The sequence below is a fragment of the Nocardia sp. NPDC003183 genome (assembly GCF_053590715.1).
In genome coordinates, this window is sequence record NZ_JBSFTG010000005.1 from 89,614 (window position 1) to 112,833 (window position 23,220).

23 protein-coding genes are annotated in these 23,220 nt (G+C 66.9%); 5 read left to right on the forward strand and 18 right to left on the reverse strand.

Annotation, left to right across the window (positions count from 1 at the left end; translation table 11 throughout):
• Positions 1 to 12 precede the first annotated feature (12 nt).
• Entirely contained in the window at positions 13 to 660 is a 648-nt protein-coding gene (locus ACWDXS_RS18710; protein ID WP_378871393.1) for a TetR/AcrR family transcriptional regulator, read from the forward strand.
• Here the strand turns inward: ACWDXS_RS18710 and ACWDXS_RS18715 are convergent.
• The 8 genes from ACWDXS_RS18715 to ACWDXS_RS18750 form a co-directional block, all read right to left on the reverse strand.
• On the reverse strand, positions 617 to 1,369 hold the full coding sequence (locus ACWDXS_RS18715; RefSeq protein ID WP_449967179.1) for a TetR/AcrR family transcriptional regulator: 753 nt from the start codon (positions 1,367 to 1,369) through the stop codon (positions 617 to 619). The two genes, ACWDXS_RS18710 and ACWDXS_RS18715, sit on opposite strands and share 44 nt — an antisense overlap.
• A complete protein-coding gene (gene dmpG, locus ACWDXS_RS18720) occupies positions 1,359 to 2,369 on the reverse strand; it encodes a 4-hydroxy-2-oxovalerate aldolase (protein WP_449967182.1) in 1,011 nt (336 codons plus the stop codon). Before dmpG ends, ACWDXS_RS18715 begins: the two co-directional genes overlap by 11 nt.
• Positions 2,366 to 3,310: an acetaldehyde dehydrogenase (acetylating) gene (locus tag ACWDXS_RS18725; protein ID WP_449967185.1), complete on the reverse strand. Its 945-nt coding sequence runs from the start codon at positions 3,308 to 3,310 to the stop codon at positions 2,366 to 2,368. Before ACWDXS_RS18725 ends, dmpG begins: the two co-directional genes overlap by 4 nt.
• Positions 3,307 to 4,125, reverse strand: a complete 819-nt coding sequence (locus ACWDXS_RS18730) for a 2-keto-4-pentenoate hydratase (RefSeq protein ID WP_449967188.1) — start codon at positions 4,123 to 4,125, stop codon at positions 3,307 to 3,309. Before ACWDXS_RS18730 ends, ACWDXS_RS18725 begins: the two co-directional genes overlap by 4 nt.
• Positions 4,122 to 5,876 (reverse strand): bifunctional 3-(3-hydroxy-phenyl)propionate/3-hydroxycinnamic acid hydroxylase MhpA, encoded by a 1,755-nt coding sequence (gene mhpA, locus ACWDXS_RS18735; protein WP_449967190.1) that lies wholly within the window; start codon positions 5,874 to 5,876, stop codon positions 4,122 to 4,124. The genes ACWDXS_RS18730 and mhpA overlap by 4 nt, the downstream gene beginning before the upstream one ends.
• Positions 5,873 to 6,895: a VOC family protein gene (locus tag ACWDXS_RS18740; RefSeq protein ID WP_378988780.1), complete on the reverse strand. Its 1,023-nt coding sequence runs from the start codon at positions 6,893 to 6,895 to the stop codon at positions 5,873 to 5,875. The genes mhpA and ACWDXS_RS18740 overlap by 4 nt, the downstream gene beginning before the upstream one ends.
• Positions 6,892 to 7,752: an alpha/beta fold hydrolase gene (locus tag ACWDXS_RS18745; protein WP_378989127.1), complete on the reverse strand. Its 861-nt coding sequence runs from the start codon at positions 7,750 to 7,752 to the stop codon at positions 6,892 to 6,894. The genes ACWDXS_RS18740 and ACWDXS_RS18745 overlap by 4 nt, the downstream gene beginning before the upstream one ends.
• A 108-nt stretch (positions 7,753 to 7,860) precedes the next feature.
• The gene (locus tag ACWDXS_RS18750) at positions 7,861 to 8,595 is read right to left on the reverse strand and encodes a lysophospholipid acyltransferase family protein (RefSeq protein WP_449967193.1); all 735 of its coding nucleotides are present in this window, start codon (positions 8,593 to 8,595) and stop codon (positions 7,861 to 7,863) included.
• Between the two features lie 314 nt (positions 8,596 to 8,909).
• On the opposite strand from ACWDXS_RS18750, the gene ACWDXS_RS18755 reads away from it, so the two are divergent.
• Together ACWDXS_RS18755 and ACWDXS_RS18760 are read left to right on the forward strand one after the other, a co-directional pair.
• Positions 8,910 to 10,112: a TetR/AcrR family transcriptional regulator gene (locus ACWDXS_RS18755; protein ID WP_387442626.1), complete on the forward strand. Its 1,203-nt coding sequence runs from the start codon at positions 8,910 to 8,912 to the stop codon at positions 10,110 to 10,112.
• 215 nt (positions 10,113 to 10,327) lie between these two features.
• Positions 10,328 to 12,157 carry an acyl-CoA dehydrogenase gene (locus ACWDXS_RS18760; protein WP_449967196.1) on the forward strand — a complete coding sequence of 610 codons (1,830 nt, stop codon included), beginning with the start codon at positions 10,328 to 10,330 and terminating at the stop codon, positions 12,155 to 12,157.
• Between the two features lie 51 nt (positions 12,158 to 12,208).
• On the opposite strand, the gene ACWDXS_RS18765 is transcribed toward ACWDXS_RS18760, so the two are convergent.
• Positions 12,209 to 13,498, reverse strand: a complete 1,290-nt coding sequence (locus tag ACWDXS_RS18765) for a YhgE/Pip domain-containing protein (protein ID WP_449967199.1) — start codon at positions 13,496 to 13,498, stop codon at positions 12,209 to 12,211.
• A 102-nt stretch (positions 13,499 to 13,600) separates the two neighbouring features.
• Positions 13,601 to 14,335, reverse strand: a complete 735-nt coding sequence (locus ACWDXS_RS18770; RefSeq protein WP_449967202.1) for an LmeA family phospholipid-binding protein — start codon at positions 14,333 to 14,335, stop codon at positions 13,601 to 13,603.
• Positions 14,336 to 14,809: 474 nt separating this feature from the next.
• Between ACWDXS_RS18770 and ACWDXS_RS18775 the strand changes: the two genes are divergently transcribed.
• Entirely contained in the window at positions 14,810 to 15,970 is a 1,161-nt protein-coding gene (locus ACWDXS_RS18775) for an amidohydrolase family protein (protein WP_378988768.1), read from the forward strand.
• Positions 15,971 to 16,077: 107 nt separating this feature from the next.
• Here the strand turns inward: ACWDXS_RS18775 and ACWDXS_RS18780 are convergent, their stop codons facing one another.
• Complete coding sequence (locus tag ACWDXS_RS18780) at positions 16,078 to 16,704, reverse strand: TetR/AcrR family transcriptional regulator (RefSeq protein ID WP_449967205.1); 627 nt, start codon at positions 16,702 to 16,704, stop codon at positions 16,078 to 16,080.
• 158 nt (positions 16,705 to 16,862) lie between these two features.
• On the opposite strand from ACWDXS_RS18780, the gene ACWDXS_RS18785 reads away from it, so the two are divergent.
• Entirely contained in the window at positions 16,863 to 17,798 is a 936-nt protein-coding gene (locus ACWDXS_RS18785) for a fumarylacetoacetate hydrolase family protein (RefSeq protein ID WP_378988766.1), read from the forward strand.
• Positions 17,799 to 18,032: 234 nt separating this feature from the next.
• Here the strand turns inward: ACWDXS_RS18785 and ACWDXS_RS18790 are convergent, their stop codons facing one another.
• Genes ACWDXS_RS18790 through ACWDXS_RS18820 form a run of 7 tightly spaced genes read right to left on the reverse strand, consistent with a single transcriptional unit; the run spans position 18,033 to position 23,204 of the window.
• Positions 18,033 to 18,527, reverse strand: coding sequence for a flavin reductase family protein (locus tag ACWDXS_RS18790; protein ID WP_378988764.1), 495 nt, complete (start codon positions 18,525 to 18,527; stop codon positions 18,033 to 18,035).
• Entirely contained in the window at positions 18,524 to 19,711 is a 1,188-nt protein-coding gene (locus ACWDXS_RS18795) for an MFS transporter (RefSeq protein ID WP_449967478.1), read from the reverse strand. The genes ACWDXS_RS18790 and ACWDXS_RS18795 overlap by 4 nt, the downstream gene beginning before the upstream one ends.
• On the reverse strand, positions 19,711 to 20,610 hold the full coding sequence (locus ACWDXS_RS18800; RefSeq protein WP_449967210.1) for a formyltransferase family protein: 900 nt from the start codon (positions 20,608 to 20,610) through the stop codon (positions 19,711 to 19,713). Before ACWDXS_RS18800 ends, ACWDXS_RS18795 begins: the two co-directional genes overlap by 1 nt.
• On the reverse strand, positions 20,607 to 20,873 hold the full coding sequence (locus ACWDXS_RS18805) for a hypothetical protein (RefSeq protein ID WP_387442606.1): 267 nt from the start codon (positions 20,871 to 20,873) through the stop codon (positions 20,607 to 20,609). Before ACWDXS_RS18805 ends, ACWDXS_RS18800 begins: the two co-directional genes overlap by 4 nt.
• On the reverse strand, positions 20,870 to 21,784 hold the full coding sequence (locus ACWDXS_RS18810) for a class-II aminoacyl-tRNA synthetase family protein (protein ID WP_387442604.1): 915 nt from the start codon (positions 21,782 to 21,784) through the stop codon (positions 20,870 to 20,872). The genes ACWDXS_RS18805 and ACWDXS_RS18810 overlap by 4 nt, the downstream gene beginning before the upstream one ends.
• Positions 21,785 to 21,786: 2 nt before the next feature.
• Positions 21,787 to 22,950 (reverse strand): acyl-CoA dehydrogenase family protein, encoded by a 1,164-nt coding sequence (locus ACWDXS_RS18815; RefSeq protein ID WP_387442602.1) that lies wholly within the window; start codon positions 22,948 to 22,950, stop codon positions 21,787 to 21,789.
• Positions 22,947 to 23,204 carry an acyl carrier protein gene (locus tag ACWDXS_RS18820; RefSeq protein WP_378988751.1) on the reverse strand — a complete coding sequence of 86 codons (258 nt, stop codon included), beginning with the start codon at positions 23,202 to 23,204 and terminating at the stop codon, positions 22,947 to 22,949. Before ACWDXS_RS18820 ends, ACWDXS_RS18815 begins: the two co-directional genes overlap by 4 nt.
• Positions 23,205 to 23,220: the final 16 nt, after the last annotated feature.

Below are 23,220 nucleotides of genomic sequence, written 5' to 3' on the forward strand. Positions count from 1 at the left end.
GAGGAAGGTTCGATGACAGCCGAACCCATTACACGGAATCGGGTGGACCGGCGACGGGCACGCACGCGCAACGCGCTGCTGGCCGCGGCGACCGCACTGCTGGCCGAGGGGCGGACCGCGGTCAGCATCCAGGAGATCACCGATGCCGCCGATGTCGGATTCGGGTCGTTCTACAACCATTTCTCCTCGAAGGACGAGCTGTTCGAGGAAGCCGTCCGCGCGGTGCTGAACACCTACGGCGTGCTGCGCGATGGCGTGGTCGCGGCATACGAGGATCCGGCGGAGGTGTTCGCGGTGAGTTTCCGGATGACGGGCCGCATGCAGCGCGACTTTCCCGAAGGCGTCCGCGTGATCCTGCACTCGGGCACATCGATCCTCGTTCGCGACGAGGGCCTCGCTCCCCGTGCGCGCCGCGATATCGCGGCCGCGCAGCAGGCGGGCAGGTTCGACCCGATGGATATCGAGATGGCCATGATGGCTGCTGGTGGGGCGCTGCTCGGGCTGCTCCAGCTACTGGATCGCACGCCCGACGCCGATGCCGGGGAGCTGACCGATCAGGTGACCAGCCGGGTGCTGCGCATGTTCGGGATGTCCAAGGAGGCCGCCGAGAGGCTGGCTACGAATCCGCTGCCCCGTGATCTGCCGAAGCCCCTCGGGTAACAACCAGCATCGCCATGTTCGTCAGGAGCTCGATCAGGCTCGACGGCGGCAGCTCGGGGACGCACGACAGGCCTTCGCGCGCGACAGCGTTGACCGTCGCGGTCAGCAGCCCGACGGTGTCGTCGGCCGGACGTGAACCTCTCGCCGCCAGGAAACTCCGGACGTGTCCCGCCCATCGGTGGGCGTGCGCCCGGCACTGCTGCTGTGCGAGTTCACCGACGCCGCTCACCTCGAGCAGGGCGAACCTCGCGCCGTACGGCTCACTCTCGATCGCGGCGAAATAGGCGATCAGGGCGGCGCGCAGTGCGACGACCGGTTCGACGGGTCCGGTCTGGTCGGCGAGCGCGCGTGCCACCGCGACGGCCGCCCTGTCCTGGATCCGGGCATAGGCCGCGACGAGCACCTCGTCGAGAGTGTGGAATTCCTCGTAGAACTGCCGCTTCGACAGCGACGCCGACGCACAGATATCGCTGAGCGAGCAGCCGAAACAGCCGCGCTCCGCGCAGACGCGGGTGGCCGCGTCGAGGAACTGACGCCGTCGTCGCGCCTTGCGCGTCGCGACGGTCTGGCCGCCGTACCGCCTGACATCAGCGGCGGTCGTGGCACACCCGTGTTCCGACTCGTGGGGACGGCGGTCCCGGCCTCCTGTGACAAAGGCCGGGACCGCGTCACCTTCCGGTCCGCGCGAGCCGGAAGTCTCAGTGATCACCGACCAGGTCGAGCGCGATATCGGCGATCATGTCTTCCTGTCCGCCGACAAGCCCTCGCCGACCGGCGACGGTGAGCAGCGTGCGCACGTCCACGCCGTAGGTGGCCGAGGCGTTCTCCGCGTGGCGCAGGAAGCTCGAGTAGACACCCGCGTAGCCGAGCGTCAGCGTTTCGCGGTCGACCTGGACGGGCCGATCCATCAGCGGCCGGACCAGGTCGTCGGCCGCATCGGTCAGCTGATCGAGGTTCGCGCCGTGTTCCCAGCCGGTCAGGTCGGCGACCGCGACGAACGCTTCGAGCGGAGTGTTGCCCGCCCCGGCGCCCAGTCCGGCCAGGGATGCGTCCACCCGGGTCACGCCCTCCTCCACCGCGACGACACTGTTCGCCACGGACAGCGAGAGGTTCTGGTGGGCGTGGATACCGATTTCGGTGTCGGGCGTGAGCACGCCGCGGTAGGCGCGCACGCGTTCACGAACACCGTCCATGGTGAGGCGCCCGCCGGAATCGGTGACGTACACGCAGTGCGCGCCATAGGATTCCATGAGTTTCGCCTGGTCGGCCAAACCCTCCGGGCTGTTCATATGGCTCATCATCAAGAAACCGGACACGTCCATGCCGAGTTCGCGCGCGCAGGCGATGTGCTGGGCGGAGATGTCCGCCTCGGTGCAGTGGGTGGCCACCCGGACCGAGCGCACGCCGAGATCGAACGCGCGACGCAGGTCCTCGATGGTGCCGATGCCGGGCAGCAGCAGGGTCGTCAGCCGGGCGAACCGCACCGCGCCCGCGGCGGCTTCGAGCCATTCCCAGTCGGTGTGGCTGCCCGGCCCGTAGTTGAGGCTGCCGCCGTGCAGCCCGTCACCGTGGGCGACCTCGATCGCGTCCACGCCCGCGGCATCGAGCGCGGCGGCGATCCGGGCCACCCCGGCGGGATCGATGCGGTGCCGCAGTGCGTGCATCCCATCGCGCAGGGTGACGTCCTGCAGGAAGATTTCGGCGCTCATCGGACACTCTCCTTCGTGGATGCCGCGATCCGTTCCGCGACGCGCACGGCTGCCGAGGTCATGATGTCGAGATTCCCGGCATAGGCGGGCAGGTAGTGCGCGGCGCCCTCGACCTCGAGGAACACGCTGACCTGGTGGGTGACCGGAGTGTCGCCGACCAGGGTGCGCAGCGGAGCTCCGGCTTCGACGGGCGTGATCTGCACGCCCTGCTTCAACCGGTAGCCCGGCACATACGCGGCGACGTCGGCCACCATGGCCAGGATCGACTCCTTGATCCGCGTGTGGACCTCGGCGTCGGCGGTGTCGATGAGCGCGAACACGGTGTCGCGCATGATCAGCGGCGGTTCCGCGGGGTTGAGCACGATGATCGCGCGTCCGCGCTGGGCGCCGCCCACCGCGGCGATCGCGGTCGAGGTGGTCTCGGTGAACTCGTCGATATTGGCTCGGGTGCCGGGGCCCGCGGATTTCGACGCGATCGAGGCGACGATCTCGGCGTAGGGCACCGCGGTGACCCGGGCGATAGCCGCGACCACCGGAATCGTCGCCTGACCACCGCAGGTGACCATATTGACGTTGTCGGCCGCCACATGCTCATCGAGGTTCACCGCCGGAACGACGAACGGGCCGATCGCGGCGGGAGTCAGATCGATCAGGCGTTTGCCGAAGGGGGCGAGGGCGGCGGCGTTGGCCTTGTGCGCGCCCGCCGAGGTGGCGTCGAAAACGATCTCGATGTCATCGAAATCCGGTAGCCCGATCAGACCCTCGACACCATCGGAGGTGATCTGCACACCCAACCGGCCGGCGCGGGCGAGCCCGTCGGAATCCGGGTCGATGCCGACCATAGCGGCCATCTCGAGTGTGTCGGACAGGCGCAAGACTTTGATCATCAGATCGGTGCCGATATTGCCCGATCCGATGACGGCGACTTTGGTGCGGCTCATCGCTGTTCCTCCAGGGTGAAGTCGACGGTGCCGAGCGGCCCCGAACGCTGAGTCAGTTCGGCGTGGACCCGCGCGCCGGGCACCAGCGGCGCCATCGGCCCCAGCGCGCCGGAGAGCACGATCTCGCCCGCGCGCAGCGGATCTCCCAGCGCCTGAGCGGTGCGCGCGAGCCAGGCCAGCGCCAGCAGTGGGTCGCCGAGGCAGTCCACGCCTTTTCCGCGCGAGACGATCTCGCCATCGATGCGCATGGCCATCGTGATCTCACGCGGTTCGAAGTCATCGAGGGAGAGCCGCTGTTCGCCCAGCACGAACCAGCCGCTCGAGGCGTTGTCGGCCACGGTGTCGCCGAAGGTGATGTCCCAGCCGGCGATTCGGCTGTCCACGATCTCGAGTGCGGGTGCGGCGTAGTCGATGGCGCCGCGCACCGAGATGGGATCGAGGTCGTCACCGGTCAGGTCGGCGCCGAGGACGAAGGCCAGCTCGGCCTCGATCTTGGGCTGCAGCAGCCTCGGCCGCCGCGACAGCGGCGTCGTGCCCGCATCCATGTCGCCGAAGAGCACGCCGAAGTCGGGCTGGTCGACACCGAGCTGACGTTGCACCGCCGTGGAGGTCAAGCCGATCTTGTGCCCGACGACGCGGGCGCCCTCGTCGATCCGTCGGCGAGTGCCCAGCCTCTGCACCGCGTAGGCCAGGTCCACGTCGTCGGCGCCGATCAGGTCACGCACCGCGGCCACGGGCACGCCCAGCTGCGTCGCGGTCGCCAGTCGCTCGGCGGCGGCGAGGACGGCGGGCAGTTCGCTGGTGGTCGTGGTCATCGGGCTTCCTCCAGGGGGCTCGGCGCGGCGGACGCCACGACGCGCAGGGGGCTGTGGTTCGCGGTCAACATCGCGGGCGTGACGGCGAGGCGGGCCAGGAGCGCGGTGACCAGCTCGCTCGCGTCGGATTTCGCGCTGATCCCGAACACGTATCGGTCCGGGCGGAGCAGGACCGTGCCGCCCTGGGCGACACCGGCTTTGGCGAACCACCGGGCCATGTCCCCGGTGTAATCCTCGACGTCGGCGTAGTCGGTGGCGGCGACCCGGGCGTCGCCCGGCTCGCCCTGCGGACGGCCACCGGTCGCGTACACGGTGACGAACTGCGTGCCGAGTATCTGCAAGGCATTGCGCTGGGCGACACTGAGTCCCGCACGCGGATCGACACCGTAGCCGACGACGGCGAAGCCGAGGCCGAGCGCGTCGTCGAGGCGCTGGTGGCGGCCGTCGAAGGTGCGGATCTCCGGCTGCGGTGCCAGCGTGCCCTCGACGCCGCGCGTCAACTTGCGCGGGAGCCCGAAGTAGGCACCGCGCTTGAACCGCGGGGACGGCTTCATCTTCGCCTCCCGGATCCAGGTGTTGAGTCCGGGGACCTTCAGCGCGGTGGCCAGGGCGATATCGCGGGCACCCGCGGCGAGCTTGTTGTCGATCGAGACGAGGCTCTTGTTCAGCACCGACAGATCGATCATCGCCTTGGCGTGGGGCCGCCGCTCGGTCTCGTAGGTGTCGAGGAGATCGAGACTCGCACGGTGCTGGATGATGGCGCCGAGCTTCCAGGACAGGTTGTCGGCGTCGCGGACACCGGCGTTCATGCCCTGGCCGATGAACTGGGGCGTCATGTGCGCGGCGTCGCCGGCGAGCAGGACGCGTCCCTCACGCCACTGGTCGGCGACCACGGCGTTGAAGGTGTAGACTAGTTTGCGCAGCACCGTCACTTCGTCGGGATCGACGTAGCGGGCGATGAGACTGCGGACCTGGTCGGGGTCCTCCATCTCCTCTTTGCTCTGCTCATCGTTGAGCATGAACTCGAAACGGTGATGCCCACCAGGCTGCGGACACGACACCGTCGGCAGCTCGGGATCACAGACGAAGTTGAAGTACGGCAGATGCCGGAACGCGTCGACACCGTCGTTGGCGAGCAGATCGACCACGAGCCAGCGTTCGGGGTAGCTCGTACCGGTCATATCGATACCCAGCTGCGTGCGGACCACGCTGCGGCCGCCATCGCAGCCGACGAGGAACTTCGCCCGTACCTCTTCCGAGGTGGCCGCATCGGTGTCGGCGGCGTGTTTGCCGTACCCGGTCCCCTGGCATTCGGCATGCCGCACGAGCACACCGTCGGCGTCCTGATCGAAACCGAGGACCTCCCGGCCGCGCCGAACCGTCACGTGCGGGTAGCGCTCGAGGGCGTTCTCGAGCGTGTTCTCCAGGTAGGGCTGGTACAGGAAGTTGGCCACCGGCCAGCCCAGCGGGCGCGAGACCTGGTTGAACTGGGCGAGCACCGAGCCGTCGCGGCGCACCCACTGCACGGTGCAGTCGAGGTTCATCTGCGCCGAGGCTTCGTCGGCGACACCGGCGGTCTGGAAGATCCGCATGCCTTCGTCGTCGGTGTACACCGCCCGCGCCAAGCCGTAGAACTCCGGTTCGCGCTCGAGTACCAGGACCCGCACGCCGCGACGGCCTAGCAGGTTCGCCAGGGTCAGCCCGGTGGGCCCCAGTCCGACGACTACCACGTCGTAGTCGAACGATGTCATCGCGCCATGCCTCCGGTGAGTTGGGGAACAGTGATCTCGGGGGTTCGCAGGGTCCGAACGACCTGCCGGAACTGCGTGAACTTGTCCAGCACGGTCTCGCCGACCGGCGTGTGACCCCAGATACTGATGCCCTGGTAGGTGGTCGGCTCCCACGTCGATTCGCGTTCCGGGCCGAACACGATCGGATTCCAGCCGACCTCGAGTTCGAATCCGGACGGGGTGACGCAGTAGAAGGACAGCTCCCGATCATTGGTGTGCTGGCCGACCGACCAGGCCATCCGGAAGCCGAGATCGGTGACCCGCCCGTAGGCGGCCAGCACGTCGTCGAGCGAGCCGGACTGAATGTTGATGTGCTGCACCCGGGTTCGGATCGGGTCGATCTTCACTCCGCGGATGTTGGCGATCGCGATCGAGTGGTGCCGCTCGTTGACCCGCAGGAACCGGATCTTGAGCTTGAGGCCGGAGACGTTCTCGTCGATGTAGTCGCTGAGCCGGGAGTCGAAGACCGTCTCGTAGTAGCCCCGCAGTGATTCCGGTTCCCTCGACACGATCGCGACATGTCCCATGCCGGCTTCGCCGGTCACCCACCCGGAGCTGAGCATGCGCAGCGGCTCGGGCGTGGTCACCGGGACGGTGAAGATCTCCTGCCGGATCCCCTTGGGGCCGGCGAACCGCCACAGACGCTCCACGCCACGACGGGCCGCGTCCTCGGCACTGCCTTCGGCGATCGGCACGCCACGATCGGACACCCGCGCGATGATCCGGTCGAAGGTTTCGTGATCGTCGACCTGCCAGCCGACGGCCGTCACGTCCTCCTGCGGACCCTGCTCCACCAGGAAACGGCACGCGTGCTCGTCGAGGCGGAACCGCACCGTGGAGCTGTCGACGTCGTCGGCGTGCATGCCGATCGCGTCGGCGCCGAAGCGACGCCACTCGCCCAGCCGCGCCGACTCCACGACGACGTAGCCCAGGTGCACCGCCCCGAAGACCGACCCGTCGCCGGGTACGAGGCCGCTCATCGCTCGGCCTTCAGGTACGCGATCGCGAGGGTGTTGAACAGTTCGGCCCGCTCCCACTGCGCCCAGTGCCCGGTGCGCGCGACCAGGTACAGGTCGCAGTTGGGCATGGTCTCGGCGAGCATCCTGCCCCCGGACGGCCGGTTGACCTTGTCGTCCTCGCCCCACACCACCAGCGTGGGGTGCGCCACCTCGCTCAGGCGCGAATCCCGGGTGAAGTCCATCCGCCAGAGCGTGCGCAGGGCGAACAGGCCCGAGGGCCGGCGCAGCGGCGGGTTGGCGACGACCTCGGGGTCGATGCTGGCCCGGTAGCGCTCCTCGATCACTTCGTCCGGCACCGTCGCACCGTCGTACACCAGGAACTCACGGATGAAGCGGATGATCTTCTCGCGGCTCGGGCCACTGCCGGGGTAGTACGCGAGGAGCTCCTGCAGACCCTTGGTCGGCAGGGCACGCGTGGAACCGACGCCGCCGGGGCCCATCAGGATCAGGCGGCCGACCTTGTCGGGACGGTCCATCGCCAACCGCAGCGCCGCAGCCCCGCCGTAGGAGTTGCCGATCAGGTGCGCCGAGTCGATCTGCAAGGCGTCGAGGAACTCGCCGAGCACACGCGCCAGGTCGCCGAAGGGATCGGACTGGTCGACGTACTTCGACGACCGTCCGTAGCCCGGCATGTCGAGCACGAGCACCCGGAAGTGCTGCGCCAGCGCCTCGATATTGCGCGAGTAGTTCGACAGCCCGGTCGCGCCGGGGCCGCCGCCGTGCAGCAGCACGACCGCGGGTCCTGATCCGAACTCGGTGAAGTAGATCTCGCGGTTGCCGACCTGGACCGTGCGCCCGGTGTCGACTCCCTTGTCGATGCTTGTCACGATGTACCTCCCAGTGAAGTTGATAATATCATCACCTCCGATCGAATCCACGTCAAGTGTTTCTGATGAAATACTCAGAACTGGTGGTTTGACCGGTTCTCATCCGAGCAGCAGGACACGGTTCGCGGTCTGGCGATCCATCTCGTCCTGCATCACCCGACGCACCCGCTCGGCGAACTCCCCCGGCGACTCCCCACCCTCCGGCCGCATCGCAGGCAGCACCGCGGTCCGAACCTTGGTCGGCAGCGGGATGTAGGGGAACAACCCCGCGATTCCGACGGTGAGCCCCCACGGCAACGACAGCGTGATCGGGAGCCGCTTGAGCCGCAGCGCCTTGTCGAGGCGAAGCAATCGCGCCAGCGCACGACCATCGGACAGGCAGATCAGCGACTCTCCCGCCCCCGAGGTGACCACCGGAACGATCGGCACCCCCGCCTGGATCGCCAGCCGCGCGAAGCCGGTCCGCCCGTCGAAGATGATCCGGTTGCGATCGCCCCACGACTTGAACGCGTCGACATCACCCCCGGGAAACACGAGGACATGCTCGCCACGCGCGAGGGCCGCCAGGGCGTTATCACCGGTCGCGGGCTCGGCCCCCATCTTGGCGAGCAACGGGCCGAGCCCCATCGCCCAGGCCATGTGATGCGTCAGGACGACCGCCCGTCGCGGATCCCCGATGCGGACATAGGCCGATCGCGCGGCCAGGACATTCAGATCGAAGACACCGCCGAAGCCGTGGTTGGCCACGAACAACGCCGGCCCCGATGCCGGTTCGAGCACGCCCCCTACTTCGTGGCGGTGATACCACCGGAACGCCCCGAGCAGAATCCTCACGACAACCGGCGCCCGCGCGGATTCGATCCCCTTCCCACCCTGCGGCGCGTCGTCGAACGGCTCATCGTGAAGCGGCTGAACACCACTGTCAGGCACTACTTCTCACTTCCCGCGCTTGTCGCCGCGCTGTGACACGAACACCGGACAGCACTCCCATCAATGATCGCAACATTGATATTTTGATCATATTTGATCAACACATTCATTTGACTGTGAGTTCACCCACTGGGGCCGGTCGTGCCCGCCATCGGACGACGAGGCCATGCGGTGGCCACCCCCGACGGCACAGCCCCGGTACGCCAGACTGGGAGACGATGAGCACCAGCACCCCGGGCGGCCACGCGATTCGCCGACGTCCACGCGACCGCCGCGCCACGATCCTCACCGCGGCCGCCGACGCCTTCGCCCGGGCGGGCTACCACGGCACGTCCATGGCCGAGATCGCCACCGCCGTCGGGATCTCCTCGGCGGCGCTGTACCGCCATTTCCGCAACAAGCAGGAGTTGCTCGGCCACTGCCTGATGTCCGGCATGGACGCGACGGTGTCCCGGCTGGAGGCCGCCGCGGTCCAGGACGCGAGCGGGCATCGGGTCTTCGAGGAACTCGTCGCCATCGCGCTCGAGCTGCGCGGGCTGCCGAGGCTGTGGCAGCTCGAGTTCCGCAACCTCACCGCCGCGCACCGCTCTTCGGTGTTGATCCGGGCGGTTCGATTGACCGGCTACCTGCGCCGGGCGGTGCGCGCGCGGCGCCCAGAGCTATCCGACCATGATGTCGAGCTGCTGAGCTGGTGCGTTCTCTCGGTGGCGGTCAGCCCGTCGTACCACCGCCAGCAGTTGCCGCCGACGACATTCACCTCGGTGCTCGACGCCGCGATTCTGCGACTCCTCGCCACCGAATTGCCTCCGGGCGGGACCTCGCCCCGCACGTCGCGTCCGGCGCCACCGCTGTCCCCCGAGTTCGAACGAATCACCCGGCCCGAGCGCCTCATCGGCGCGGCGGCGCGCCTGTTCAACACGCGAGGCTATGCCGCGGTGGGCATCGAAGACATCGGCGCCGCCGTCGGCGTGAGCGGACCCGCGCTGTATCACCACTTCGCGAGCAAGGCCGACCTGCTCAACGAGATCATCGTGCGCAACGAGCAGTGGATCGGCCTCTACACCTCCCGCGCACTGGCCGAGGGCCGCGACGCCCGCGAGGCGGTACATCTGCTGATGGAATCGTTCGTGGGATTCGCGCTCCAGCAGCCGGACCTGCTCGGTACCACCGTCAGCGAGGTCGGACACCTACCGGAACCGCAGGCCACGCGCTACCGCCGGATCCATCGCGACGGCATCCTGAACTGGGCCCGGCTGTTGCAGACGGCCCACGCCGAACTGCCACTCCCGCAGGCCCGCATCCTCGTCCAGGCGATCGGCACCGTCGTGATCGACGCCGTGCGCAACCCGCGCGCCCTCGGCCACCGGAATCTCGCGGGCGCGTTGATCGCCATCGGTGACCGGATCGCGCTGCACGACTGACTCGCTCATCAGCTTAGCGGTGGTCAACTTAGTGCGAGAACGACGATCTCATGATCTGGTACCAGCGGCTCTCAGATTGAATCTACTTAGCCGAAAATAACTTACGGTTGCGTAGCGCTTCGGCGCGTACCCACAATGGCCCACGGCGCGCATCGGATTCGCGCATTCCACCTCACTCCCGGTCGTCTCGACCGGCCTGTCGAAGGGACTCGGCCGTGGGCCACTACAAGAGCAATGTCCGAGACCTCGAGTTCAATCTGCTCGAGGTCTTCGGCCTGGCGGACGTGCTGGGCAGCGGCGCGTTCAGCGACCTCGACGGCGACACCGTGCGCACGATGCTGGTCGAAGCAGCGCGGATCGCCGAGGGTCCCGCCGCCGCGTCGTTCGCCGACACCGACCGCAACCCACCTCAATTCGACCCCGCGACCCACACCGTGCGACTACCGGAGGCGTTCAAGCGCTCGGTACGGGCGTGGCAGGACGGCGAATGGTGGCGCATCGCGAAATCCGAGGCCATCGGCGGTATTCCGGCGCCTCGCATGCTCGCCTGGGCGATCAGCGAGCTCATTCTGGGCGCCCAGCCGGCGGCGTACATGTACCTGACCGGGCCCGGTATGTCCGATATCGTCGACCGCATCGGCACCGAGGACCAGCGCCGCTGGGCCAGGATCGCCGTCGAGAAGAGCTGGGGCGCGACCATGGTTCTGACGGAGCCCGACGCGGGCTCCGACGTCGGCGCGGGCCGCACCAAGGCGGTCCAGCAGGAGGACGGCTCCTGGCATATCGAGGGCGTCAAGAGGTTCATCACCGCGGCCGATGCCGACGATCTGTCCGACAACATCATCCACCAGGTCCTGGCCCGCCCCGAAGGCGCCGGCCCCGGCACCAAAGGGTTGAGCCTTTTCCTGGTGCCGAAGTTCCACTTCGACTCCGAGACCGGCGAACTCGGTGATCGCAACGGTGTGTTCGTCACCAATGTCGAGCACAAGATGGGACTCAAGGCCTCGGCCACCTGCGAGCTCACCTTCGGCGGCCACGGCGTGCCCGCCAAGGGCTGGCTCGTCGGCGACGTCCACAACGGCATCGCCCAGATGTTCCAGGTCATCGAGGAAGCGCGCATGATGGTCGGCACCAAGGCCATCGCGACCCTGTCGACCGGTTACCTGAACGCGCTGGAATACGCCAAGACTCGCGTCCAGGGCACCGACCTGACCCAGATCGCCGACAAGACCGCACCGAAGGTGACCATCAGCCACCACCCGGATGTTCGGCGCTCGCTGATGATGCAGAAGGCCTACGCGGAGGGCCTGCGCGCGATCTATCTCTACACCGCCGCCCACCAGGATCCCGCAGTCGCCCAGCATGTCTCGGGCGCGGACGCCGAGCTGGCCGCGCGGGTCAACGATCTGCTGCTGCCGATCGTCAAAGGTGTCGGCTCCGAGCGCGCTTACCAGTACCTGACCGATTCGCTGCAGACCTTCGGCGGCTCCGGCTTCCTGCAGGACTACCCGATCGAGCAGTACATCCGCGACGCCAAGATCGACTCCCTCTACGAGGGCACCACCGCCATCCAGGCGCAGGACTTCTTCTTCCGCAAGATCGCCCGCGACCGCGGCGTGGCCCTGGCCCATATCGCCGACCAGGTCCGGGCGACCGCCCAGCCCGAATCCGGCACCCCCGAGTTCAAGGCCGAACGCGCAATTCTGCTGACCGCGCTCGACGACGTGCAGGCCATGACCGCCACCTTGACCCAGCACCTGCTCGCGGCCGCGAACGACAGTCGGGAGCTGTACAAGGTCGGGCTCGAATCGGTCCGTTTCCTGCTGGCGGTCGGCGATCTGCTGATCGGGTGGCGACTGCTGGTAGCCGCGGAAATCGCCTCGGCCGCACTCCCGTCCGCCGGATCGGACCGTGACTTCTACGCGGGCAAGATCGCGGTGGCGTCCTTCTTCCTCCGAACCGTGCTGCCCCGGCTCGGTGCCGACCGTGCCGTGATCGCGGATATCGACCCCGCCATCATGGATCTCGACGAGGCCGCCTTCTGATCGCGGGACCGGCGCCCACCACGTCCTGGTCGGCGCCGGTCCGCGCGGAAATCACTGCTTTCCGGCCGCCGGGACAGCCCGGCGTTCCAGCCCCTTCCGGTCGTAGAAGATCGTCGCGGCCAGGCCGATGACCAGTCCGATCAGCAGGCCGAGCAGGGCCATCCCCACGCCGTGCGCCAGGCCCGAACTCGCCCGGGCGTCGTAGTAGAGGATCGCCCGCACCGCGATGAAGATCTGGTGCATCGGTTCGAAGGTCGACAGCCACGCCATGGCCCGCGGCGTCGCCTCGATCGGCACGGTTCCGCCCGCGGAGGGCAGGCCGAGGACGATGAACACGATGAGATTCACGAGCATCCCGGCCGCACCGAAGATCGCCAGGATGGACAGCGCGGTGATCCCGACCGCCACGATCGCGAGCACGCCGTAGAGGAACAGCATCGGAGCACGCTCGATCGACATCCCCAGCATCGTCGCGACGGCCAGGTAGATCCCGGACACCACCGGCGCGACGACCACCAGAATGCCCCATTTGAGCAGCAGCGTCCGCACGCGCGAGATCGGCGTCGCCGGGTAGTGGACGTACCAGGGCCCGTATTCGGTCGGCGCGAAGCCCAGTGCCGAGTCCACCATCGCGTGGATGATCATCGCGCCGGTGAACCCGGCCAGCAGCAACAGCAGGGTGTAGAAGAACGCCGACAGTCCCCCACCGGCGCCGTCGGGGAGCTCACGGAAGGGCACGACCACCACCGAGACGGGCTCGGCCATGGCGAGCCGGCTCACGCCGGAGAGCTGGGTAGCGGGTGCGTCCGATGTCGGCTGGAGCTGGTTCTGCACCCGCTCGAGCAGTTGCGCGCCTACCGCTTTGTTCGCCGCGTCCGTCGCCTGAGTGGTGATGCGCAGCATGATCTGCGTGGCGTAGGCACCCGCCGCCGGATTCGATTCGACGGTGATGACGGGCCAATCGACATCGCCGGGCACGACACCGGCCGCGCCCAGGATCGACACACGCTTGGTGAAGTCACTCGGGATGACGATCGCCCCGTAGATCTCGCCGTTGAGCATGGCCCGATGCAGCTCCGGCAGGCCCATCTCACGCAGCGCGACCTTGTCGGCGGGGATCTGCTGAACCATCGAGGCGGCGATCTGATCGCCGACGTTGACCTGCTCACCTCCGACGGTGTCGCCGACATCGAGGTTGACCAGTCCGATCGGGAAGTCGTGCATGTTCTTCTCCGGGTCGACGATGTATCCCAGATACATGGTCGCCAGCAGTGCCGCGATCACCGCGACAACAGCACCGGGACGCAGCCACCTCGCAAGATTCCTACCGGTGATCGCCATGGAACCACTCCTCTACCGTCAGCTCGGCAACTTCGTCGCAACCCACCACGTCGATCATCGAGCACCGGCTCTTGGCAGGTCAAGCTATTCCTGATGAAAAGATCAGCACGTGTCGCCGGATACCGGGAGCTCGGTGGCGCCGCCACGGAGTTCGACCCGGATTCCCGTGTCGGCCACGGTCACGGACTCCGGTCGAAGCCCGAGCGGATAGTCGCGCAGGCTCTCCGTGAGCAGGTCGGCGATCTCGTTCGCCAGTTGCGGCGGGACCCCGCGAGAAGAGACGATCTCGACGCGGATCGCCCCGTCTTCGATGTAGGGGCGCAGCCGCACCGACACCACGCCGATGACCCCGGTGACATCGACCGTGCCGTCGGCTGCGGACATCCTCACCTCCCCGGCCAGCCCGTGCAGCGTGCGCTGGATCGCCTCGGCGCTCCAGTCGACGCGCGCCTCGGAGCTGCCCACGGTGGCCGAAGCCCCGCCCTGCGCCATCGAGACCTGATGCAGTGTGGCATGGACCGCCATCCCGACCGCCGGACCGAACTGCGCGTCGTCGCCGTCCACGGTCAGCTCGGGAATCCGCTGGTCGATCAGACTGAACACGACGGGTCGCGGACCGAGATCCACGTCCACCGAGGAGCCGAGGTCGTCTCGCAGGCCGGCCGCGAGGCAGCCCTCGATCCGGTTCCGCAGATACAGCTCGACCGACACGATCCCGATCGTCGCCAGCACGAGCGAGACGACCAGGCCGAGAGTGATGCCGCGCGCGATTCGTCGCCGCACACTCCCACCGGGCACGTTGCCGTTGTCGACGGGATCCAGCTCTCGAAGCTTCATCAGTTCTCCTCCAGATTCCCCCTGGCAGGCCGGGGAGACGATCCCGGGCACAATCGCCACACCAACATGGCAATGATGAAATCATCATATCTGACGCAAAGCTCCATATTGCGTGACGTCGCGCACACGCTTCCTGTCGGAGGTCTGCGGATCGCCTGAGAATTCTCTGGCAGCAATTGACTGACCATGTCATCATCTATGACGGTCTATAGCAGCAGTGAGCGCCTCCGCCGATGATGCCGGTCGCACTCCCTGCCCAGACCCTCCGGCGGAACGACCTCGGTGCAAGAAGACCGGTTCAGCCACGTATCGCATCGCATCTGATACTTTCATCAGCGATTCGCGCATCGCTTCGCCCGATCAGCTCGATCGAGCACTCCCCACCCCGCAGCCCATCCCCGTTCGGGCGGACTCCGACCGCGCCGAGCGGGACTTCGCGATGCGACCGAAACAACCGAAGGAAAGGACATTCTCGTGAACGAATCCGATACTCCATCGCGCGCCGGCGTGAGCCGCCGCCGCATGCTGGGAGGAGCTGTCGCAGGCACGCTCGGTGTCGCCGCGGCCACGGCTCTCCCCCTCGGTACGTCGACCCGGTTCGGCGCGGCTGGAACCGCCCGCGCCCAGCAGCCCGCTCCGAGCGGTACCTACCGCATCGATCTGCATTCCCACGTCTTGCCACCGGACTACCGCGCGGCACTGCTCTCGCATGGGCACTTCACGATCGGCGGCTATCCCACGCCCCAGTGGTCGCCCGAATCCGCGCTGGAATTCATGGACTACTACGGCATCCAGGCGCAAGCCCTGTCGGTGTCCGATCCCGGCGTCGGTTTCCTGCCCGCGGGCAAGGAAGCCAACGACATGGCCCGATACTGCAACGACTACGTCGCCGGACTCACCAAGCAGCACCCCACCCGCTTCGGTTCCTTCGCCGTCCTGCCCATGCCGGACATCGCCGCCTCGGTCGCCGAGGCGATCTACGCCCTCGACGTCCTGCACGCCGACGGCATCGTCCTGCTGTCCGCCTACAACGGCGTCTATCTGGGCGATCCGCTCTACGAGCCCTTGATGATCGCGCTGAACGACCGCAAGGCCTACGTCTTTGTCCACCCAGCCGCTATCCCGGACGACGCCAAGCCGAAGCTGCCCCTGCCCGACTTCCTCGAAGAGTTCACCTTCGACACCACCCGGGCCGCGACGATGATGATGCTGACCGGCGTCACCCAGCGGTACCCCAACATCCGGTTCCAGCTCTCCCACGCCGGCGGCACCCTGCCTTTCCTGTCCTGGCGGATCGGCGTCGCCTCCGAGACGGCCATCGGCGAGAACTGGCCCGAGGGCCTGGGCAAGCCGTCGCTGCTCGACACGAAGACCCAGATCTCGCGATTCTTCTACGACACGGCTCTCAGTGCCTCCAATGCCGCGATGTCGGCGGTGTCGGCCGTGACAACGCGTGACCACATCGTCTTCGGCTCCGACTGGCCGTTCAGCGCGACCACCCTGCCGCAGTCCGGAACCCACGACCCCGCCCCGGGTCTCAGCGACATCTTCGACGCCGAACAGCGCATGGAAGTCGAGCACCACGCCCCGCTTCGCCAGCTTCCCAGGCTGGCCGCGGCGGTCAACGCGGGCTGATCTCCACGTCTGACCACGGCCGGGCGCGGGGCTCCCCACGCGCCCGGCCCGGGCCGACTGGGACCGACCTACGACCCGGCGGCGGACGCGGAACGTGCCGCCGGAACTCAGATCTCCGGCAAGGCACGTCGACTGACGTCGTGAGCCTCTTCCGCCCCCAGTCCGAGCATGCGCAGGAGATCTTCGGTCACCTGGTCGACGGCCGCGGCGTCGTCACGGTTCGCCTGTTCGTGCAACAACTGACCGAGGCGCAGCGCGGCGCCCGACACGATCACCAGCGCGAGTTCGACATCGCGCACCCGGAACCGACCAGCGCGCATACCTATCTCGATATCCCGGCGCGCTCGTGCGGCCACACCCCTGTCCGACCCGGCGTAGACCAGTCCCTCCGCGAGCAGAACCTTGCTGGCGGTGGGTTCACGCCGATGTACCCTGCCCACCAAACGAAAGCTCTGCGCGAAGACGTGCGCCGGGTCTTCGAGGTCTGCCGTCAGTTCGTCCAGCGCACCACCGAGCCGGTCGAGCACCTCCCCTACTGCCACCTGCAGGAGTTGCTCCCGGCTCGAGAAATGGTTGTAGAAGGACCCCATGCCCACGTCCGCGGCCTGGGTGATCTCCAGAATGGGCACGTTGAGCCTGCCCTGCGCGATGAAGACCTGCGCCGCCGCGACGAGCGCTGCCCGAGTCCGGGCTTTCCGCCGCTCCAGCCGATTGGTGCCGCCAGTGTCATCCATCGTGCCCTCCACACCGAGCCAGTCGATTACCGATCACACAAATGACCACTATCTCATAGTTGATGCTATCCTCCAGATGATCTCAACTGATGCAAGCGTCTTAAGTGATGATATCGTCAGTATATGAGCAGCTGATCGGCTAGAAGAAAGTAGCGTTCATGGCACACACCGTTCTCCGTGCGATCGACGGCTGGTGGCTGCTGACCTCTGCGGGCGCGGCCCGGATCGCCACCGACGCCACCACGACCGCGGCACTTCTCGCCGACCGCTCCGCGATCACCCAGGCGGCGCGAACCACCGATCCGGTCCCAGTGCACGAACTCTCGTTGGTCTCCCCGGTCACGGTCCCGTGCCGGGTGGTCGCCCAGATGACGAACTTCGCCTCCCACGTGAAGGATTCCGGCGGAGATCCCGGATCGGTCCCGCTCACCTTCTTCAGGAAGGCATCGGGATCGATCAGTGGCCCCCACGACGAGGTCGTCCGTCCGAGCCATGTGCGGCTCCTGGACTACGAAGTCGAAATCGGGTTGGTGTTCGGCAGGGAAATGCCCGTCGGTACCGAGATCGACTCCGGCAACCTCGGCGACTACATCGCGGGACTCGTCGTCACCAACGACATCTCCGCGCGCGACGTGCAATTGCCGCAGACCCAGTACTACGAGGGCAAGTCGTATCCGACGTTCACCCCGACGGGACCAGCACTGGTTCTCCTGGAAGCAGGCGAACTCGACCGGTTCGTCGACTTGCGGCTACGGCTGTGGGTCAACGGTGAGAAGCGCCAGGACATGACCGTGGCCGACATGATCTACCAACCGCTCGAAACCGTGCGGGCGCTGTCGCGATTCCAGCGGATGAGTGCCGGCGATCTGCTGCTCACCGGCACTCCGGTGGGAACCGCGATCAGCGCTCCACCAAAACCGGTGGAGATCATCGGCGCGATACTGCCACCCAAGATCAAGTGGAAACTCTTCTTCGACCGCCAGGCCAAGAACCCGAAGTACCTGCGCGACGGTGACGTCATCGAAGCGACGGTCGCCACCGATGACGGCGCGATCGATCTCGGACGACAACATACGACCGTGCGGTACGCGTAGCGATCGCCTTGGGCAAGCACTGCCTACCGGATGGCTCTCGACCGGCCGATCAGCCAGGTCGACCGAGCCGGGTCAGCGCCAGCCTTCGGGTACGTGCCCGAACTCCCACGAAGAATGACTGACCGCTGGGAAAGGCCCCGTTTATCGGACCTCAGCGCCTCCGACCAACGGCCCCCGACCCGACTACCTGCAATCCCGTGTCCACGGAAGGCACATCGTCGCGGGATCCGAGCCTCAGCCGACAGTGCGGAATCCACGGTCGACATAGACCAATGGAGCCGGTATCGGGTTGGTTCGAGCAACGGTGACCTGCCCGATCAACACCATATGGTCACCTGCCTCGTGTCGATTGACTGCGCGGCAATCGAGGGTAGCCAACGCATCCCCGACCACCAACGCACCGCCAGGCGCGCGTGTGAGTTCGCCACCGGTGAATTTCTCTCCCAGGCTGCCGGCGAACCGGCGGGCGGTGTTCTCCTGGTCCGCAGCGAGAACACTGATCGCGAACCGCTCGACCCGAGCGAAAACGGGATACGAGCGAGCCTTGCGTGCAAGGCAAACCAACAACAGTGGCGGATCGAGCGAGACCGAGCACAACGAGCTGGCGGTGAACCCGTAAGGCGTGCCGTCCTCGTCCTCGGCGGTGACGACCACGACGCCCGAAGGAAATCGCGACATCGCCAACCGGAAATCGTCAGCGGAGCACTGCTGCTGTTCGGCCGTGGTCACGCGGGTACCTCCTGACGAGTCGTGGAAGGGTTTCGGGTGCTGGCGGCGAACACACCAAGGGCCACCACACTCGCGCCGATCCCCAGCGCTACCACCGCGTGCCAACCGAACTGAGCCCACAACGCCGCGCCCAGCGCCGAACCGGCACTGATACCGGCGAACCGAGTGAAGAAGTACAGCGTGTTGAGTCGGCTGTGGTCGCGGGCTGCCGCGCCGAACAGTGCGGCCTGATTCACGACTTGGTTGCCCCACAATCCGACATCGATGAGTATCGCGCCGAGGACGACTACCGGCCAGCCAGGTGGCCCCGCAATGACGAGCCAGCCCACGACGAGCATGCTGATCAAAGCCGTCTGGGTCAGGCGAACCCCGTGCTGGTCCGCGATGCGACCGGCGACCGGCGAAGCCAGTGCACTCACCGCGGCGATCATTCCGAAGGCTCCCAAAGCCGCCGAGCCGAACCCGAATTCGGAATGGAGCTCGAAGGTGATCGTGCTCCAGAAGGCGCCGAAGGCGATCCCGACCAGGCCACCCGAAACGCAGATTCCCGCGACGGCGGGCCTGCGAATCAGCACGGCCATCGAGCGCATCAGCTGCGGATAGGTCAACGATTCGGTCGATTGTGCGGTGGAGGGCAGCGCCCGCAGGAGCAGTACCGTCACCACGATCATGGCCGCCAGCGAGCACCAGTATGCGCTGCGCCAGCCCACCCATTCGGCCATAGCTCCCGCGTAGGCGCGGGAGCAGACGATGCCGATGAGCAGACCTGCTTGCAGGATTCCGACCGTCCGGCCCCGCGCTGCGTCGCCGCCGAGCAGCACGGCCAGCGGGATCACGACTTGCGGGATCGGGGTGAACAGGCCGACCAGGAAGCCCGCGACCACCAGTGCCGTGATCGACGGTGCCAACGCGGAGCAGACGAGTGCGGCGCCCGTCAGTCCCATCATTGTCAGGATCAGGGGCCGTCGGTCCCTGATGTCACCCAACGGCACCAGCAGCAAGATGCCGAGGGCATAGCCGATCTGAGTTGCCGAGAGCACAAGGCTCGTGGTCTCGGCCGTCGCGCCCAGATCGGCGCCGATCTGCGGCAGCAACGGTTGTGTGAGATAGATGTTGGACGAAGTCACTCCGCAGGTGATCGCCAACAGCACAGTCAACCACCGTGACACACCGTTCCCGTTCATCACCCGGTGACCGGATCCGGATCCACCGCGACACCGGACACGACGGTGAACTCGGCGTCGAGCGGGCCCTTGCTGCGATAGACCGCGAGCGTGTCCCGCAACGCGGTCAAGGAGATGCCGCGTTGCGAGCCCGCGGCGATCTGTGCGCGCTCGGGATGGGAGAAGTAACTTCCGCCGCTCTGGTGTCTGCCCGCCGCGATCGCGCCCGGTAGGTCGGCGAGCACGGCCGAGAGCAGTTCGGTTCCGCTGCGGTTCACGACGTCGTCCTGATAGATGACGGACCGGCCCGCGTCAGGGACAGCCAACTGGCCGATGATCGGGCCCGCGTCGATCTGTTCGTCCTCGATCAGATGCGCGGTGATTCCGAAGGTTCGGTCGTTCTCGATGGCCGAGAACAGCACCGGCCACAACCCGCGGCACACCGGCAGCGGAGCTGCGTGCAGGTTGACCACGCCGTGGGCAGGCAGATCGATGACCCGCTGCTTCAGGATCTGGTCGAACCAGTAGATGACGATCAGATCGATGCCTTCGGCACGCATCGCCTCGATCACGTCCGCGCCGTTGACATTCTGCGAATGAACATGGCGCAGGTCGTTGCGCTCGCACAGTTCCGCCACCGAGAGGCGGTCGCGTTCGCTGCCGGTCACCGCCGAGCGAACCCTGTCGAAGCTCAGCCATGCGTTGTAGAACTGGAACGACGACAGCAGGTAGCCCGCGAAGCCGAGCCCGGAGCGGCGAATGTGCTGGACGGCCTGTTGGGCGGCACTCCCCCGGGCCGGGCGGGTGACGTCGGAGGTGACGATCATCCTCACCTCCGGGTGGCGCGCCACGATTTCCGCCATGGCTGCCCCGGTCTGCGCGCACTCGACGGTGAACAGCGCGATCCGGTATTCGCTCATCGCGCACCAGCTTTCTGTAGTTGGGTGTGGATGTAGTCGGCGAGCGCGTCGAAGGACGCGGTGGTGTCGGGAGCCATGTCGTCGTCCCACTCGACGCCGAGTGTGTCTTCGAGCTCGACCATGAATGCCAGCAGTTTCATGCTGGTCAGCTTCAGCGCACGGATGCTCTGAGGGCCGGTGGTGTCGACGTTCGCGGGCACCGCACCGTCGGTGACCTCGCGCAGTACTTCGACGAGACGGTTGACGAGTTCTGTGTGGGTCACGCGGCGTCCAGTCGCAGCGCGGCGCGCACGACGGCAGGCCAGGTCGACGGGTTGGTGCCGTGCGCGTGGATCAAGGCGAGAGCGATCCGTTCGAGTCCGAAGGCCGCACAGGCGGTGTGGGCAGGTTCGCCGGCGACGGTGATGTCGAACGGTTCGCCGAAGTGCTCCTTGTGGCAGTTGGCACTGGCGACCGCTTGCACGAGTCCGTCTCCGACGGCGACGCACTGCTCGTATTTGAGCTCCTGTTCCTTCTGTGTGGCGCTCATCAGTCGACCCGCCGCGCCGAAGAACGGATCACTGGCGGGAACCACCGACACCTCGAGACCCAACGATTCCAGCCAAACACGCTGCCGCTGGACCCATTCGTCGCGCCAGGCGGTGCAGTCGTCGGCACCGGCGATACGCACGAATTCGCGCATCCGGAAGCTGCGCAGCCGACCGAGTTCGTGAGTGCCCTCCTGCCGATAGCAGTGTGCTTCGGCGGTGAGCACGGTCGGTGCGTCGAGGTCCTGGCCCTCGAACAGCGGGTAGACGTGATAGCAGGTGGCAGGCAGTACGCACAGATCGCTGATCTGCTGGTCGTCATGCCAGTGGCCGGCCTCGGCCGTCCGAGCGGCATCCAACTCGCGCCACCGCTTGGCCGAGCCGGTGAACGAGTGGATGGTGCCGAGCAGATCGGGGAAGGTGTCGACATAGCCGACACGTTCGAGCAGCGATCGCGAAATCACCGGCGGCACCGCCAGTGGCGTCGGCTGCTGGGGAGCGGCGAGTTCGAGCAGCGCGGCGCGCATGCCGGAGATGATGGTGTCGAAGGCATGGTTGGTCACGCTGACACCCGGTGTTTCCGAGGCGATCAGCACGGCGTCGGGGGACGCCAGCAGGGTGTTCGGGGAGATGGTTTCGATGCTCATGGTCATCCTCGCTTCAGCAGGGCAAGTTGGGTATTGGTGGCGATGAGCCGCTCGTTGCCGATCATCAGCCGTGCGGAGTACAGGTCACGCAGGTGACGAGCGACTGACAGCGGGCCCGCTTCGGCGTAGCCGGCCATCCCGCAGATCTCGAGGGCGAGTTCGACGACATCGACCGATCCTCGGGAGACGAGCACCTTCAGGTCGTTGAATTGCATGGTCAACCCAGGCCCACCGAGGGTGTCCAGCGCCGCTGGGTCATCCCAGATCGGGGCATACCGGCGGACCGAATCGGCCAGCAACGCTTCGAGTTGGGTCAGGATTCGGGCCGCATCGGCCAGTCGCACATCGGTGGTTCCGCGTTTGCGGACCGCGGTTTGGGCGCGTTTGAAGGCATCGGCGGCGACGCCGATCCATACCGCGGCCCACAGGATGTGTGAATGGGGCACCATCGTGGCTGCCGCGATCGTGTCGAACCCGGCGGGCAGCACATGCGAAGCAGGAACCACGGCGTTGAAAGTAAAAGCAGGACTACAGGTTCCGCGCATGCCCATCGGATTCCACCCGGGTCCGGTCGGGACGAGCTCGCTCGACGAGGCATCGGCCAGAACCGCCACCTGGTCACCCGCGTCCGCGTCGGCACGGCGGCGTGCGGTCACCAGGTAGGCACCGGCGTGCGCACCGTAGGACACGGTGGGCGCTTTCTTCCTCAGCGCGGCGCGATCACCGTCGAATTCGACCGCGGCCGTCGAGGTGCGCAAGCTACCACCCACACCGACCTCGGAGGTGATCGAGGCGACGAGCGTGCCGTCGGTGACGTAGCGGGTCAGGGTGGCGACGAGTTCGGTACCGTCACCGTGGTGGCGTGCAATGCAGGCGATTTGGACTTGGTGCATCGCCCACACCATCGCCGATGCCGAGCACCCGCGGCCCAGTTCCTTCGCGACGCCGACTTGCTCGTTCAGCGACAGCTCTGCTCCGCCGTACCGACGTGCGACGGCCGCGCCTAGCAATCCTGCCTCGTGGATCGCCGCGACGGATTCGGCGGGAAACACCGCTTCCCGGTCGACGGTGGCGGCATGTGCGGAAAGCACCTGTGCTGCAACTGTCTTCGCGACCCTGATCGGGTCGCCGATCGTCATCGGCTCACGACCGACCGTGGTCGTCATGCCGACACCATCGTGTCGTCGTCGATCTGAGTCCGCACCGCGGCGGCGATCGAAGCGACAGAGGTGAATGTCGCTCGGGTAAGCAGCGCTTCGGGAAACTCGATGTCGAATTCGTCCTCGACGGCCATCATGACGTTCACGCTGTGCACCGAACTCATGCCGGCCGCCCACAGATCGGTGTCGGTACCGATGATGGTCCCGGCCGCGCCGAGCGAAGTGTGGGCCAGTACGAGCGAAGTGATGCGTTCTTCCATCGCTGTCCTCCTGTGG

Coding starts and splice junctions, on each gene's coding strand:
- ACWDXS_RS18710 (WP_378871393.1), top strand. CDS start 13: ATGACAGCCGAACCCATTACACGGAATCGGGTGGACCGGCGACGGGCA.
- ACWDXS_RS18815 (WP_387442602.1), bottom strand. CDS start 22,950: ATGACGACCACGGTCGGTCGTGAGCCGATGACGATCGGCGACCCGATC.
- ACWDXS_RS18740 (WP_378988780.1), bottom strand. CDS start 6,895: ATGAGCGGCCTCGTACCCGGCGACGGGTCGGTCTTCGGGGCGGTGCAC.
- dmpG (WP_449967182.1), bottom strand. CDS start 2,369: ATGAGCGCCGAAATCTTCCTGCAGGACGTCACCCTGCGCGATGGGATG.
- ACWDXS_RS18800 (WP_449967210.1), bottom strand. CDS start 20,610: ATGAGCGAATACCGGATCGCGCTGTTCACCGTCGAGTGCGCGCAGACC.
- ACWDXS_RS18820 (WP_378988751.1), bottom strand. CDS start 23,204: ATGGAAGAACGCATCACTTCGCTCGTACTGGCCCACACTTCGCTCGGC.
- ACWDXS_RS18780 (WP_449967205.1), bottom strand. CDS start 16,704: ATGGATGACACTGGCGGCACCAATCGGCTGGAGCGGCGGAAAGCCCGG.
- ACWDXS_RS18810 (WP_387442604.1), bottom strand. CDS start 21,784: ATGAGCATCGAAACCATCTCCCCGAACACCCTGCTGGCGTCCCCCGAC.
- ACWDXS_RS18770 (WP_449967202.1), bottom strand. CDS start 14,335: ATGAAGCTTCGAGAGCTGGATCCCGTCGACAACGGCAACGTGCCCGGT.
- ACWDXS_RS18730 (WP_449967188.1), bottom strand. CDS start 4,125: ATGACCACGACCACCAGCGAACTGCCCGCCGTCCTCGCCGCCGCCGAG.
- mhpA (WP_449967190.1), bottom strand. CDS start 5,876: ATGACATCGTTCGACTACGACGTGGTAGTCGTCGGACTGGGGCCCACC.
- ACWDXS_RS18765 (WP_449967199.1), bottom strand. CDS start 13,498: ATGGCGATCACCGGTAGGAATCTTGCGAGGTGGCTGCGTCCCGGTGCT.
- ACWDXS_RS18725 (WP_449967185.1), bottom strand. CDS start 3,310: ATGAGCCGCACCAAAGTCGCCGTCATCGGATCGGGCAATATCGGCACC.
- ACWDXS_RS18795 (WP_449967478.1), bottom strand. CDS start 19,711: ATGAACGGGAACGGTGTGTCACGGTGGTTGACTGTGCTGTTGGCGATC.
- ACWDXS_RS18785 (WP_378988766.1), top strand. CDS start 16,863: ATGGCACACACCGTTCTCCGTGCGATCGACGGCTGGTGGCTGCTGACC.
- ACWDXS_RS18755 (WP_387442626.1), top strand. CDS start 8,910: ATGAGCACCAGCACCCCGGGCGGCCACGCGATTCGCCGACGTCCACGC.